Here is a 13,935-nt window from a genome sequence, read left to right as displayed (position 1 = left end):
GAGCGACCTCGTGCCTTCCCCGGTCTACCCAGACGAACGCCGCGACGCACCCAAACCGCGGCCGGTCACCGCTCCGGAACGCCTGTTCAGCCTGGTCCTGGCACTCGTAGCGACGGAATCCGGGCTGACCAAGGCGGATATCCTCGCTAACGTTCAGGGCTATCGGCAGCGATTCCTGATCGCTGGACCCAATGGCAGTCTGGAGCGCCAATTTGAGCGCGACAAGGACGACATTCGGGAACTAGGCATTCCCCTCGAGACGATCGAGACCCTGGACGATCCCGGCAGCAACCATCACTTGCGCTATCGCATACCGAAAGGACTGTACGACCTGCCGGCCGATGTGACCTTCACTCCCGACGAAGTGTCGCTGCTCACACTCGCCGGCACGGTGTGGCGCGAAGGATCATTGTCCGGTGAATCCCGCCGCGCCCTGATCAAGTTAAATTCGCTCGGCGTCGACTCGAGCGAACCTGTGCTCGGCTACGCACCGCTGCTTCGTACGCGGGACCACAGCTTCGACCCGCTGAGCAAAGCGCTGGATCGCACCCAGGTCGTGGCCTTTCTCTACCTCAAGCCAGGCAAGAGGAAACCGCTCCGTCGCGTGGTCGTCCCCCGGGCTCTCGTTCAGCATGAGGGACGCTGGCACCTCTACGCGACCGATGAGGTTGCTCATGCGCCGCGCACCTTCCTCCTCTCGCGCATCGTGGGAGCGGTCACGGTCCTACCGGCGGCGTCCCCGGCCCCGGTCACCGACGCTGCCGACGATACGTTCGCGGGCACTGCTGCCGACAGTGCCCGCGCCCTGGCCGAATTAGAAGAGCTGTGGGCGAGCAACGTCGCGCACATCCTGGTGCAGCCGGGCACCGACGCGGCAGTACGGCTCGGCGCGCGCCAGTATGGCATCCCGGCAACGGACCCGGCGTCCAGCCGGGAGCGCATCCTGCATTTCACCGACCTGCACGTTCTCGCCGACGAATTGGCCGCCTTCGGGCCGGAAGTATTCGTCGTTGGTCCTCTCGCTCTGCGCACGGCCGTGACCAGCCGATTGCTCGCCGTTCGCGATGGGCATTCGCCCGATTTGCCAGTCCGGGCAGCCGGAGGGGCGCCGCGTCGTCGGCTGACGCAACCCAAAACGCAGCCCTCCACGCCGGCCTCGCAGTCGCGGATCGCCAGCGACCAGCTCACCATCCTACTTTCGCTGGTTCCGTACCTCATTGAGCAGGGTCCGGTGACCGTCACAGAGGTCGCCGAGCATTTCGGCCTGCCCCCTGAACGTGTGCGATCCTTGGTCAGTCTCATCGCCTTGTCCGGAATTCCCGGGGAAACACGTCAGTATTTGCACGGCGATCTCTTCGACATACTCTGGGATGAATTTGAGCTGAACGACCGCATCGTCCTCACCCATCAGGTCGCTATCGACGATTCTCCCAGGTTCTCGGCTCGGGAGGCTGCAGCGCTCATCGCCGGCCTGCAATACCTCTCGGCCCTCCCCGACAACGCTGATACGAATGCGATTGCATCGCTGATGGCCAAGTTGACGCGCGGGGCGTCGGCTCCGCCAACCCAACTGGCCGTCGCGCAGAGAGATGGCGGGGCGACACGTGCACTCGTCCAGGCAGCTCTCACGTCGGGGATGCAGGTCGAGTTCGACTACCTCAACGCTCGTGGTGCTCACGAACACCGTCGCGTCGATCCGCTGCGCATCGAATCCGTTGACAACGACTGGTACCTGCGCGGCTGGTGCCATCTCCGCGAAGCGGTGCGCACGTTCCGTCTTGATCGCATCAGCGACCCGCGCACGACCACCAAAGCACGAAGTACGCATGCCGCGGAGATTTTACTGCCCGATACCCTGTTCCAGGCCTCCAGCGGCGATCTGGATGTACGACTCGAACTCGAAACCGCCGCGCTGCCGTTGCTTGCGGACTACCGCCCCGAACGTTCGGTTCCGGTGGGTACAGGGGTTCGCACTCGCACCACCCTGCGGGTCGCCCACTCCCACGCCCTTAAACGACTGGTTGCGGGACTGGCCGGGATCGTCACCGTACTCGAACCCGCCGAACCACGCCGTGTCGTTGCCGATTGGGCGGCGGCAGGCGTCGCGCAGTACACCGATGCCCCTGTCCCGGCTGACGAGGATTAGCGGGTGCCGTGGTGGTCCTGGTTGCTTATCTGGAGTGGGCTGACGCTGGGTTCCCTGGCCGTGTTGGTATGGTCCGGTCTGCGGCTCTACCGGAAATCCCTCGGCGCTCTTTGTGCGTTCGAAGCCCTGGCCGATCAGGTCGCTGCACTGAACGTGGATGTCAGCCCGAGACCGGAGGAGTTCAGGCCAGCCGTCTTCATGGATCTTGCGGGACTGCGCCACGAGGTCGAGCAGCGCGAAGCGGAACGCGTCCATCGGCGTCAGGTGCGTCGCGACGGCCGGATTGTGCGGGGTAAACTGATACGGAACGCCCGCTACGTTACCCGCTAACACAGAGGACACGCCCTCATGCTGCAAAATCTGACCGGATGGCATTTTCTGATCATCCTCGTCGTCGTACTGCTTCTCTTCGGTGCGCCCAAACTTCCCGGACTCGCCCGCAGCCTTGGCCAGTCGATGAAGATTTTCAAAAGCGAGATCAAGAGCGACAGTGTCGATCCCGATCCCAACGCACCGACCCAGTCGGGCGGCTCTACTGGCGATGACGCTGCGAAGTCCTCGGGTCCGATCGACCCTGCCGCGAAGCCCTAGCTACCGTGGCGGTACGCACGCGTCGGCGTACGCCCGTTGAAGGCAAAATGTCGCTCGGCCAGCATCTGGTCGAGTTGCGTAAGCGCCTCTACCTAGCCGCCGCTGGCCTCCTGATCGGTGCGATCGCCGGTTGGTTCCTCTCGGATTTCGTCTGGGACCAGCTGCGTGAACCGATCTACGCCATCATCAACGCCCAGCATCGCAACGCGCAGATCAACTACCCCGACATTACGAGCGCCTTTGACCTGAAGCTGAAGATTTCCCTCTACGTCGGTCTGATCGTATCCAGTCCGGTCTGGCTGTACCAGGTGTTCGCGTTCCTCGTGCCCGGCTTGACGCGCACGGAGAAGAAGTACACTTTCGGCTTTTTGTTGACCGCCATCCCGTTGTTCCTAGCCGGCTGCGCGGCCGGCTGGATCGTGCTGCCGCACGTGGTCGAACTCATGACGGGTTTCGCCCCGACCGAGGACTCCGCATTCATCAACGCCCAGGGGTACTTCGACTTCGTGCTCAAGCTCGTCGTTGCCATCGGGATCGCATTCGTCTTGCCGGTGTTCATCGTGCTCTTGAACTTCGCCGGTGTCATCAGCGCAGCATCCATCATCAAATCCTGGCGGATCGCCATTCTGGTCATTGTGTTGTTCACCGCGATCGCCACCCCCGCGGCCGATGTCGTGTCAATGTTCCTTCTCGCGATCCCCATGGTCATGTTGTACTTTGCCGCCTACGGGATCGCATGGCTGCACGATCGACGCACGGCCAAAAAAGTGCTCGCGTTCGAGAAGGATCTCGGACTCGGGGCCAGCTAGAACTTCTATGTCGCAAGTGTTAAGGATCACGTGATGCACACGCAATCGCCGGCCGAACGATATTCGGCCGCGCGCACCCGCACCAGCCAGCCGAAACTACGGGCCTTCGAAGGCGCTCTGAAATTCGACCTCGACCCGTTTCAACGCGAAGCCTGCGCTTGCCTGGAGACCGGCAACAGCGTGCTCGTCGCCGCGCCGACCGGCGCGGGAAAAACGATCGTCGCCGAGTTCGCGATCTATCTCGCGATGCAGCAGCTCCGCGCCAAGGTGTTCTACACCGCGCCGATGAAAGCCCTCAGCAATCAGAAGTTCCAGGAGTTCGTCGCCGAGTATGGTGCGGAGCAGGTCGGGTTACTCACCGGTGACAGCAATGTGAACCCGGGGGCGCGCATCGTTGTTATGACCACCGAGGTGCTCCGGAACATGCTCTATGCGGATTCCGACCTGTTGACCGATCTCGCCTTCGTGGTGATGGACGAGGTGCACTACCTCGCCGACCGCTTTCGCGGGGCCGTCTGGGAAGAAGTGATCATTCATCTGCCGCGGGCGGTACGGATGGTCTCGCTCAGCGCCACCGTGTCGAACGCAGAGGAGTTCGGGGACTGGTTGCAGGCAGTGCGCGGTGAGACCGACGTCGTCGTCTCCGAGGAACGTCCGGTTCCCCTTGAACAGCACGTGCTGGTCAAAAACAACATGCTCGATCTCTTTGATTCCACGGGCTTGATCGGCACTCACCGGGTCAATCCGGAACTCGTTCGGCTCGCCCACGCCGGTGGGCGTTCGGCCGGTGGTCGTGGCCGTGGTTCCAGTCGGCAGGGCGGCGGCTTTCGCGGTCACGACAAGCAACGCCCACAGTTTGATGCTGGGCGCATGGATCGCGGTGACATTGTGCGCATGCTCGACGGTAAACACCTGCTGCCCGCGATCTTTTTCATCTTCAGCCGGGTCGGCTGCGACCAGGCCGTGCGGCAGGTGCTGCGCTCAGGCGTGCGCCTGACCCAGGAACACGAGCGCGACGAAATCCGCCAGATCGTCGACGACCGGTGCCGCACCCTGCTCGACGAAGACCTCGGCGTGCTTGGCTACTTCGAGTGGCTCGACGGCCTCGAACGCGGTGTTGCCGCCCACCATGCCGGCCTGCTGCCCGCGTTCAAGGAGGTCGTCGAGGAACTGTTTCAGAAGAAGCTGGTCAAGGCCGTTTTCGCAACCGAAACCCTTGCCCTCGGTATCAATATGCCGGCGCGCACCGTGGTCCTCGACAAGCTCGAGAAGTTCAACGGTGAAGCCAGGGTGCCAATCACGCCGGGGGAATATACCCAGCTGACCGGGCGGGCCGGTCGTCGCGGCATCGACACACTCGGTCACTCCGTCATCCAGTGGGCCCAGGGTCTGGACCCACAGTCGGTCGCGTCGCTGGCCTCTCGGCGTACCTATCCGCTGAATTCGAGTTTCAAGCCGACCTACAATATGGCTGTCAACCTGATCGATCAGTTCGGCGTCGCCCGCACCCGTGCTGTCCTCGAATCCTCCTTCGCACAGTTCCAGGCCGATCGGGCTGTCGTCGATCTCGCGCGCTCCGTGCGTCAGCAGGAAGAGTCCCTGTCCGGGTTCAAGACCAGCATGACGTGCCACCTCGGCAATTTTGAGGAGTACTCGTCGATTCGACGTCGGCTGACCGAGGTCGAGCGTGAAGGCACCAAGGCCGACAACTCACTCCGGGGGGAGCGCGACAAACGGCAGCGTGAGGTAGCCAGCCTGCGCAAGCAGATGCGCGCCCATGGCTGCCACCACTGCCCCGACCGCGAGGCGCACTCGCGCTGGGCTGAGCGCTGGTTCAAGCTCAAGCGGCAAACGGATGCCCTCAGCCAGCAGATCTCCCAACGCACCGGTGCCATTGCGCGGGTCTTCGACCGGGTGACTGACGTTCTGCTCAGCTACGGCTACCTCGAATCCGACGTTCGCGGAACGATCGCGTTGAGCGAAAGCGGACGCATCCTGCGCCGAATCTACGCCGAACGGGATCTACTTGTCGCCGAATCCCTGCGCCGCGGCCTGTGGAAAGACCTCGACGCCGCCAGTTTGGCCGCCATGGCCTGCGCCCTGGTGTTCGAGCCGCGCCGCGAGGAGGGTCTGATCGACGCGCGTTACCTGCCCAAGGGACCGTTCCGACCGGCTCTGGACGAGACGCAAGAACTGTGGAGCCGCATCGACGACCTGGAACGAGACCACAAACTACCCGGCAGTAACCCGCTCGCGGTCGGCCTCAGCCTCGCCATGTGGAAGTGGGCCCACGGCGCGTCACTCGCCGACGTGCTCTACGAAGCCGAAATGGCGGCGGGTGATTTCGTGCGCTGGACCAAACAGACCATCGACCTGCTCGACCAGCTCTCGATCGCGGGTGACGGTCATGTCGGACCGACCGCACGCGAGGCCATGGACTCGATTCGTCGCGGCATCGTCGCCTACTCTTCGGTGGCCTGAACCAGCCATGTGGAGAAGTGAGCGTGCGTTCAACCTGCCATTGTGGGCATCCGTTCTGGTAGCGGCCGGCGCCGGCGCCATTCTGGACGCCGGATTTCCGGACCGGGACTGGTGGTTTCTCGCCCCGGTCGGCGTGGCGCTCATGCTCGTGGCTCTGCTCGGACGAAGCCTCGGCACCGGGCTGCTGGTCGGGTTGGTCGCCGGACTGTCCTTCTGGCTGATCCACATCTACTGGATCACGCTGTATCTCGGACTCGTTCCGTGGTTCGCGCTCGGTGGATTGCAAAGCCTGTTCTTCGCGTTCGGCCTCGGCCTCAGCACGCTCGTTCTGCGCCACGGGCCACGTATCTGGCCGAGTGTTTGGGGCCGCCTCGGATTGGTTCCGGTCATCGTGGCCGGGCTCTGGACAGCCAGAGAGGCGATCAGCGCGGTCTGGCCCTACGGCGGATTCGCCTGGGGCCGGGTCGCGCTCTCGCAGTCGGAAAGCCCGTTCGGCACGCTTGTCGCCTGGGTAGGACTGTCTGGCCTGAGCTTCATCGTGGTCTGGCTGAGCGCCCTCGCCGTGCAACTATTGCGAGAGCCAGACCTGGCCCACACCCTGCGGGCAGCCGTGGCGGTCGGCGCGGTCGCCCTCGTGCTCGCCATCCCCGCCTGGCCGACGCTGCCCAGCGGCACGACCCGACTGGCCGCGGTGCAAGGCAACGCCGACGCCGGACTGTTTGCGGAGAATTCGCCCGGTCAGATTCTGCAAGACCACACCTCGGCCACCCTGCCGCTGATCGGCGAAAGCGTAGACTTTGTGGTCTGGCCAGAGAACGCGAGCGACATCGACCCGACCCGGTCGGCGGCGGCGGCGCAGGTACTCGACTACATCAGCACCGAAATGGATGCTCCGCTCATCACGGGCACGATCACCCAACCCGAAGACATCTATTTCAACAGTTCCCTGCTCTGGGAGGCCGGGCGTGGGGCCGTCGACGTCTACGACAAGGCGCATCCGGTGCCGTTTGCCGAATATATGCCGGATCGAGCATTTTGGCGACCGTTCGCACCGGAGCTGATCGACCTGATCGGGCGCGACTACGGCATCGGCACCCGCGACAACGTCTTCGATATCGATGGCGTGCTGGCCGGTATCGCGATCTGCTTTGACATCGCCGATGACCAGCTCGTGCACGAGATGATCGACAGCGGAGCGCAGCTAATTTTGGCCCAGACCAACAATGCCGATTTTGGGCACACCGATGAGAGCGTGCAGCAGCTCGCCATTGCCCGGCTACGTGCTATCGAAACCGGTCGCACCGTCGTGAACATCTCCACGGTCGGGTCGAGCGCCATCATCACACCCAGCGGTGACACTCTGGACAGCTTGGCCACCTTCACTGCGGGCAGCATGGTACAGACTGTGCCGCTCAGTGACACCATTACGCCGGCCATGGTGGCCGGTCGGGGAATCGAGTGGTTGCTGTCGGGTCTGGGCTTGGCTGGTCTGGTGCTCTGCCTGGGCGCGGCCCGGCGACACCGCCAGCCCTGAATCCTCGCGGTTAACCAACGACGACCCCGCCACCACGAGCACGAGTACGGGGGTACAAGCACATTGGTGCGGGGTCGTGCGGGGGTTTCGGGCGGTTAGGCACCAATCTTCTGCTGGCCACCTCGGCGCAGGCGCAATACCGAGAGGCGCTCTTCGAGCAGCTCTTCGAGTTCGTCCCTGGTGCGACGTTCCAGCAACATGTCCCAGTGGGTTCGAGGAATTTTCTCGTCGGAGTGGTCAACAACTACGGGCATGGAGTCGACGAGCCGAGTCGCCGTCCGTGCGCAGTACTTGCATTCCCATTCGTCCGGAGCCTCGGCTTCGGCCGAGAAAATCATTACCGTCTCGCGTCCGCATGCTTCACACCGGTAGGTGTGTCCCACTCGGGGGGAGAAGGTGACGCCTTCTTCGCTCTGCAGGCTTTGTGCGCCCAATCTCATGCCACGCAAACTGCGGTCAGCCATAGTGTGGTCTCCTCTCGCTCGCAATCACAGATCGATCACGATGCCTTCACAGTTCTAAACCATCAAGCTGGGCGTTACCCTTCCCGCTCCCCCCGTTCTGGGAGATAACTCTCAGGTTCGGCGAGTAACGGCGGCCACGGCTAGATCTGCACGGTCCGTGACGAGGCCGTCAACTCCGCTATCGAGGAGTCGAATCATGTCGATTGGATCGTTGACGGTCCACACATGCACCTCGACGTCGATCCGATGCATCATCGCGATGAATCGGGGAGTGACTATGCGCACAGGTCCGAACCGTTCAGGCACCTGCACAGCGACGCACCCCTGCAGTGTGCGTCGAACCAAGGCGGTCAGCCCCAGATTCGTCGCGGCGACCGCCTGGGCCACGAGTGACGATGACGCCGACGACACCACGCCGGGGAGCAGCCTGAGAGCATGCTGCCGCCGTGGTTCGTTGAACGAGGTCACGAGCACCCGTTCCGAAGCCCGCTGGTCGAGAATCGCCCGTGCGGCCGGCTCGGCCGCGGCATCCGTTTTTATATCAATGTTGAACAGTGCGTTCGGAAAAGTCTCGAGAGCATCGCTGAGCGACGTGAACCCCTGGCCCTCGCCCAGGCTGATGCGTTTGAGTTCGACCATGGTGAGCTGATCAATGCGTACGTCTCGGCCCAGTCGCGTCAGGTCGGGGTCGTGGCTGAGCACCGCGACACCGTCGAGTGAAATGTGCACGTCGGTTTCGAGATGCGTGGCCCCGGTCGCGAGCGCCTTCACGAAAGCAAGCAGCGTGTTTTCGGGGGCTTCCAGGGTCATGCCCCGGTGGGCGATCACCCGCGGTTGCGTCCCGCTCAGAAACACCGACCGTGCANCTCAGAAACACCGACCGTGCATTTTCCGCCACCGGCTAGCTTTGCGGCGAAACCGGGGGAGCGGATGCCGTCGGTGTGGCTGCGCTGGCCGCCGACGCCGGGTACGCACCAGCAGTCTGTGCACTGCTTTGTTGAGCACCGTTTTGTTGAGCACCGAACGCGCTGCCGATTCCCTTCATCGCCTCGGAGAGTTCACTCGGAACGATCCAGAGCTTGTTGGCGCTTCCCTCGGCAAGCTTGGGCAGGGTCAGCAGGTATTGGTACGCCAGCAGCTTGGGGTCGGGGTCGCCCTCGTGGATGGCCTTGAACACGGTTGTGATCGCTTCGGCCTCACCCTGGGCGCGTAGCACGGCAGCCTTGGCGTCACCCTCCGCCTCGAGAATGGCTGCCTGGCGGGCGCCCTCGGCGGTGAGGATCGCGGACTGTTTGGTTCCCTCAGCGGTGAGGATGAGCGCACGGCGGTCACGTTCGGCACGCATCTGCTTTTCCATCGAGTCCTGAATGGAGTGCGGCGGCTCGATAGCCTTGAGTTCAACTCGGCCGACGCGAATGCCCCACTTGCCGGTGGCTTCGTCGAGCACGATGCGCAGCTGGCTGTTGATATTGTCCCGGCTGGTGAGGGCCTCTTCGAGGTTCAGTCCACCGACGACATTTCGCAGGGTGGTCGTGGTGAGCTGCTCGACCGCGCCGAGGTAGTTGTTGATTTCATAGGTGGCCGCCCGGGCATCCGTCACCTGAAAATAGACGACGGTATCGATCGAGACGACGAGGTTATCCTCGGTGATGACCGGTTGCGGGGGAAAGGACACGACCTGCTCGCGAATATCGAGGAGGGGGCGCACCCGGTCGACGAACGGCACGAGCAGGTTCAGTCCGGGCAGCAGGGTCTTGTGGTACTTGCCGAGGCGCTCGACCACGCCGGCGTTGCCCTGCGGAATGATGCGAATGGCGCGCACCAGAATGACGATGACGAACACCGCCAAAACGGCGAGCAGGGCGAACACGAAGATCTGTCCGATGAAAGCTGCGGGGTCAAGCATGATTCTGGGTCCTTTCGGCGGTGATGACGACGGCGGTGGAGCCTTCGATGAGATGCACGGTGATCGCCTGTCCGGGATCGATAGATCCGTTGGCGGCGGTACCTGCCGGTTTAACCAGGCGCGCGGTCCAGGTTTCACCGTTGGCCAGCTTGACCAGCCCGCCGGTCTCGGTCACCGTCGCGACGACGCGGCCGGTCATACCGATCAGGGCGTCAATATTGCTTAAAGCCGGATCACCGCCCTTGCGCAGGGCACGCAGCAGGAACGGACGGATGGTGAGCAGGAGCAGCACCGAGAGGCCGGCGGCGACGACGATTTGCAGCCACCACTCCAGACCGAGCAGATTGGCGGCCAAGCCCCCCAGGCTGCCGATGGAAATCATCAGGAAGGTGAATTCCAAGCTCAGGAGCTCGATCGTGATGGCGACGAGAATGAACACGAGCCATAGAATCCAGAGATAATCAGTCAGGTCGACCATGGGTGCCACTTTCCCCAATCCATTTCCTCTGAAACTAGCAGGTGCGACCGACAACACGTCGGGGGGAGCGGCGGTGCTTGTTGATAAGGTCGTCAGGCGAGTGTGTGGCAGTCGATGCCAGCCTCACCTAAATTCGACGTGAATGACTGACGTGCATGGCTACCGGCGTGTATGCAACAAAAAAGGAGCACCCGTGACCAATCCACTTGCAGCAGGATCACTCGAGGGCAAGCGTGTACTCGTCACCGGCTCCTCCCGCGGTATTGGTGCCGATACGGTCGGGTACTTCGCCGAAGCCGGCGCCAGGGTTGTCATCAACTATCGCAATAAAGAAGTACGTGCGAACAAACTTGCCGACGCTATTCGCGCTGCCGGAGGTACGGCAATCACGGTCGGTGCCGACCTGACCGACCCGGCATCGGTCGCCGCGATGTTCGAGACCATTCGCACCGAATTCGGCGGCCTCGATATTCTGGTGATGAACGCCTCGGGTGGCATGGAGAGCGGCATGGCCGCTGACTACGCCATGACGTTGAACCTCAATGCCCAGGTGAACCTGCTCAACGAGGCGGTCCCGCTGCTCGGCGACGACTCCCGGGTCGTGTACGTCACTAGCCACCAAGCGCACTTCATAAAGACCACCCCGACCATGCCGGAGTACGACCAGGTGGCTCGCAGCAAGCGTGCCGGTGAGGATGCCCTGCGCGCGGTGATTCCGCAGCTCGAAGAGTCCGGTATCGGCTTTGTCGTGGTGTCCGGCGACATGATCGAGGGCACTATCACGGCGACCCTGCTCGAGCGGTCCAACCCCGGCGCCCTCAGCGCCCGCAAGGAGTCGGCCGGTCGCCTGTACAACGTCAGCGAGTTCGCAGCCGAGGTTGTAGCCGCTGCCGTTGAGCCGGTTCCGGTGGGCAACACGCGCTACGTGGGTGACACGGCCGGGTTTACGGGCGAATAACATGACCACGAACACGGCGAACCCGGCATCGGAGACGCAGGTTGCGGACAGTCACGACCTGATCCGCGTGCAGGGCGCTCGGGAAAACAATCTCAAGAACGTCAGCGTGGAGATTCCCAAGCGCCGGCTGACCGTGTTCACGGGCGTGTCCGGCTCCGGTAAGAGTTCACTGGTGTTCGGCACCATCGCTGCCGAGTCGCAACGCATGATCAACGAAACGTACAGCACATTCGTGCAGGGCTTCATGCCGACCCTGGCCAGGCCCGACGTCGATGTGCTCGACGGACTGACGACGGCCATCATCGTCGACCAGGAGCGGATGGGCGTCAATGCGCGCTCCACAGTCGGCACCGCCACCGACGCCAATTCCCTGCTGCGCATTCTGTTCAGCCGGCTCGGCGCCCCATACCTAGGCTCGCCCCAAGCGTATTCGTTCAACGTTGCCTCAATCAGCGGAGCGGGTGCCGTTTCAATCGAGCGCGGGGGACAAACCGTCAAGGAACGCCGCAGTTTCAGCATCACCGGGGGTATGTGTTCCCGCTGTGAAGGCCGGGGATCGGTCACCGATATCGATCTGAGCGCGCTCTACGACGACACCAAGTCCCTGAACGAGGGAGCACTGACCGTCCCCGGCTACAGCATGGATGGCTGGTTTGGCCGGATCTTCACCGGCTGTGGCTTCTTCGATCCCAACAAAGCGATCAAAGACTTCACCAGGGAGGAGCTCGTCGACCTCCTCCACAAGGAGCCGACCAAGATCAAGATCGAGGGCATCAATCTCACCTATGAAGGCTTGATTCCCAAGATTCAAAAGTCGATGCTCACCAAGGATGTTGACTCGCTGCAGCCGCACATTCGTGCGTTCGTGGAGCGGGCGGTGACCTTCACCGTTTGCCCCGACTGCAACGGCACCCGACTCAACGAGGGCGCGCGATCGTCGATGATCAACGAAATCAGCATTGCGGATGCCTGTGCGATGCAGATCAGCGACCTCGCCGGGTGGGTTCGTGGCCTAAACGACTCGTCCGTCGCGCCGCTGCTCACGGGTTTGCAGCTCCTGCTGAACTCGTTCGTGCAGATCGGGCTGGGCTATCTGTCCCTGGACCGGGCCGCTGGCACGCTCTCCGGCGGCGAGTCGCAGCGCACTAAGATGATCCGTCACCTTCGATCTTCGCTCACCGACGTGACCTATGTCTTCGACGAACCGACCATCGGACTGCACCCGCACGACATCCAGCGCATGAACACCCTGCTCGTCCAACTGCGCGACAAGGGCAACACGGTGTTGGTCGTCGAGCACAAACCGGAGATGATCGCGATCGCCGACCACGTCATCGATCTCGGGCCGGGTGCTGGTTCGGACGGCGGCGAGGTGGTCTTCGAGGGCTCTCTCGCCGGGCTTCGAACCAGCGGCACGTTGACCGGTCGGCATCTGGATGACCGGGCCGCAGTCAAATCGACCGTGCGTGCATCGTCGGGTGTCATGCCGGTGCGCGGTGCCAGCGCCCATAACCTGCAGAGCGTCGATGTCGACATTCCGCTCGGTGTGTTGACGGTGCTCACCGGTGTAGCCGGGTCGGGTAAGAGCTCGCTGATCACCGGCTCGGTCTCGGGTCGGGACGGTGTGGTGACCGTCGACCAGGGCCCGATCAGGGGGTCGCGGCGCAGCAACCCGGCGACGTATACCGGCATGCTCGAGCCGATCCGCAAGGCATTTGCGAAGGCTAACGGTGTGAAACCGGCGTTGTTCAGCTCCAATTCAGAGGGCGCCTGCCCCAGCTGCAACGGTGCCGGCGTCATCTACACCGACCTGGGAATTATGGCGGGTGTCGCCATTCCCTGTGAGGTCTGCGAGGGCAAGCGATTTCAGGCATCCGTTTTGGACTATCACCTCAATGGTCGCAACATCAGTGAGGTGCTGGCGATGTCGGTGACCGAGGCCGAGCAGTTTTTCGGTGCGGGGGAGTCACGCATGCCGGTGGCGCACGCAATTCTGCGCCGCCTCGCCGACGTCGGCCTCGGCTACGTTAGCCTCGGCCAGCCGCTGCCGACACTCTCTGGCGGTGAGAGGCAGCGGCTCAAGCTCGCCACGCAGATGGCCGACAGCGGCGATGTCTACGTTCTGGACGAGCCAACGGCTGGCCTGCATCTCGCCGACGTCGAGAACCTGCTCGCACTGCTCGATCGGCTGGTTGACTCCGGTAAGTCCGTCATCGTGGTTGAGCACCACCAGGCGGTCATGGCGCACGCCGACTGGATCATCGACCTGGGTCCCGGGGCCGGGCACGACGGCGGCCGAATCGTCTTCGAAGGAACGCCCGCTGATCTCGTGGCCGGGCGTTCGACGCTGACCGGTGAACACCTGGCAGCCTACGTCGGCGCCTGATCCGGCGCTACCGGAAGGGTGCCAGGTCGGCAGTTCTGCGGATCGGTCACCCCTCTCGGTCGCTCACATGCTTGTGACCGATAATGCACATTATGTCAACAAGTGTGCGGCATATACGCATAGAGTGCGAATACGCCGGTTGGGCAACACTTCGCCCGCGATGCGAGTCATAGCGGCCCAGG

At 63.1% G+C, this 13,935-nt stretch carries 12 protein-coding genes; 8 read left to right on the top strand and 4 right to left on the bottom strand.

The features are described 5' to 3' along the window. Positions 1 to 10 precede the first annotated feature (10 nt). From CXY71_RS21905 to lnt, 6 genes are read left to right on the top strand one after another with little or no spacing between them, the layout of a single operon-like run. Positions 11 to 2,146 carry a YafY family protein gene (locus CXY71_RS21905; RefSeq protein WP_233204536.1) on the top strand — a complete coding sequence of 712 codons (2,136 nt, stop codon included), beginning with the start codon at positions 11 to 13 and terminating at the stop codon, positions 2,144 to 2,146. Positions 2,147 to 2,149: 3 nt separating this feature from the next. Further along, positions 2,150 to 2,476: a hypothetical protein gene (locus CXY71_RS07200; protein ID WP_104134977.1), complete on the top strand. Its 327-nt coding sequence runs from the start codon at positions 2,150 to 2,152 to the stop codon at positions 2,474 to 2,476. 18 nt (positions 2,477 to 2,494) lie between these two features. Further along, positions 2,495 to 2,737 carry a twin-arginine translocase TatA/TatE family subunit gene (gene tatA, locus CXY71_RS22435; RefSeq protein ID WP_104134976.1) on the top strand — a complete coding sequence of 81 codons (243 nt, stop codon included), beginning with the start codon at positions 2,495 to 2,497 and terminating at the stop codon, positions 2,735 to 2,737. A gap of 47 nt (positions 2,738 to 2,784) precedes the next feature. Continuing rightward, entirely contained in the window at positions 2,785 to 3,546 is a 762-nt protein-coding gene (gene tatC, locus CXY71_RS07190) for a twin-arginine translocase subunit TatC (RefSeq protein WP_104134975.1), read from the top strand. A 33-nt stretch (positions 3,547 to 3,579) separates the two neighbouring features. Beyond that, the gene (locus CXY71_RS07185; RefSeq protein ID WP_104134974.1) at positions 3,580 to 6,027 is read left to right on the top strand and encodes an RNA helicase; all 2,448 of its coding nucleotides are present in this window, start codon (positions 3,580 to 3,582) and stop codon (positions 6,025 to 6,027) included. Between the two features lie 7 nt (positions 6,028 to 6,034). Next, complete coding sequence (lnt, locus tag CXY71_RS07180; RefSeq protein WP_104134973.1) at positions 6,035 to 7,561, top strand: apolipoprotein N-acyltransferase; 1,527 nt, start codon at positions 6,035 to 6,037, stop codon at positions 7,559 to 7,561. A 95-nt stretch (positions 7,562 to 7,656) separates the two neighbouring features. Here the strand turns inward: lnt and CXY71_RS07175 are convergent, their stop codons facing one another. The 4 genes from CXY71_RS07175 to CXY71_RS07160 form a co-directional block, all read right to left on the bottom strand. Then, positions 7,657 to 8,025, bottom strand: coding sequence for an RNA polymerase-binding protein RbpA (locus tag CXY71_RS07175; protein WP_104134972.1), 369 nt, complete (start codon positions 8,023 to 8,025; stop codon positions 7,657 to 7,659). A gap of 111 nt (positions 8,026 to 8,136) precedes the next feature. Further along, entirely contained in the window at positions 8,137 to 8,835 is a 699-nt protein-coding gene (locus CXY71_RS07170) for a glycerophosphodiester phosphodiesterase family protein (RefSeq protein ID WP_104135010.1), read from the bottom strand. Between the two features lie 91 nt (positions 8,836 to 8,926). Next, positions 8,927 to 9,931: an SPFH domain-containing protein gene (locus CXY71_RS07165; RefSeq protein WP_104134971.1), complete on the bottom strand. Its 1,005-nt coding sequence runs from the start codon at positions 9,929 to 9,931 to the stop codon at positions 8,927 to 8,929. Next, entirely contained in the window at positions 9,924 to 10,409 is a 486-nt protein-coding gene (locus tag CXY71_RS07160) for an NfeD family protein (protein WP_104134970.1), read from the bottom strand. Before CXY71_RS07160 ends, CXY71_RS07165 begins: the two co-directional genes overlap by 8 nt. Before the next feature lie 193 nt (positions 10,410 to 10,602). Here CXY71_RS07160 and CXY71_RS07155 point away from each other — a divergent pair, with 193 nt between their 5' ends. Both CXY71_RS07155 and CXY71_RS07150 read left to right on the top strand, forming a co-directional pair. Next, positions 10,603 to 11,367 (top strand): SDR family oxidoreductase, encoded by a 765-nt coding sequence (locus tag CXY71_RS07155; protein WP_104134969.1) that lies wholly within the window; start codon positions 10,603 to 10,605, stop codon positions 11,365 to 11,367. Position 11,368: 1 nt separating this feature from the next. Next, on the top strand, positions 11,369 to 13,753 hold the full coding sequence (locus CXY71_RS07150) for an excinuclease ABC subunit UvrA (protein WP_104134968.1): 2,385 nt from the start codon (positions 11,369 to 11,371) through the stop codon (positions 13,751 to 13,753). Positions 13,754 to 13,935: the final 182 nt, after the last annotated feature.

This window comes from Cryobacterium sp. Y62 (genome assembly GCF_002929785.1).
Taxonomy (GTDB): Bacteria; Actinomycetota; Actinomycetes; order Actinomycetales; family Microbacteriaceae; genus Cryobacterium.
This window is presented reverse-complemented; position numbering and strand designations above follow the sequence as displayed.

What these genes read in the sequence shown, in the direction of transcription:
- tatA (WP_104134976.1), top strand. Translation starts at nt 2,495, where the DNA reads ATGCTGCAAAATCTGACCGGATGGCATTTTCTGATCATCCTCGTCGTC.
- tatC (WP_104134975.1), top strand. Translation starts at nt 2,785, where the DNA reads ATGTCGCTCGGCCAGCATCTGGTCGAGTTGCGTAAGCGCCTCTACCTA.
- CXY71_RS07185 (WP_104134974.1), top strand. Translation starts at nt 3,580, where the DNA reads ATGCACACGCAATCGCCGGCCGAACGATATTCGGCCGCGCGCACCCGC.
- lnt (WP_104134973.1), top strand. Translation starts at nt 6,035, where the DNA reads ATGTGGAGAAGTGAGCGTGCGTTCAACCTGCCATTGTGGGCATCCGTT.
- CXY71_RS07175 (WP_104134972.1), bottom strand. Translation starts at nt 8,025, where the DNA reads ATGGCTGACCGCAGTTTGCGTGGCATGAGATTGGGCGCACAAAGCCTG.
- CXY71_RS07170 (WP_104135010.1), bottom strand. Translation starts at nt 8,835, where the DNA reads ATGACCCTGGAAGCCCCCGAAAACACGCTGCTTGCTTTCGTGAAGGCG.
- CXY71_RS07165 (WP_104134971.1), bottom strand. Translation starts at nt 9,931, where the DNA reads ATGCTTGACCCCGCAGCTTTCATCGGACAGATCTTCGTGTTCGCCCTG.
- CXY71_RS07160 (WP_104134970.1), bottom strand. Translation starts at nt 10,409, where the DNA reads ATGGTCGACCTGACTGATTATCTCTGGATTCTATGGCTCGTGTTCATT.
- CXY71_RS07150 (WP_104134968.1), top strand. Translation starts at nt 11,369, where the DNA reads ATGACCACGAACACGGCGAACCCGGCATCGGAGACGCAGGTTGCGGAC.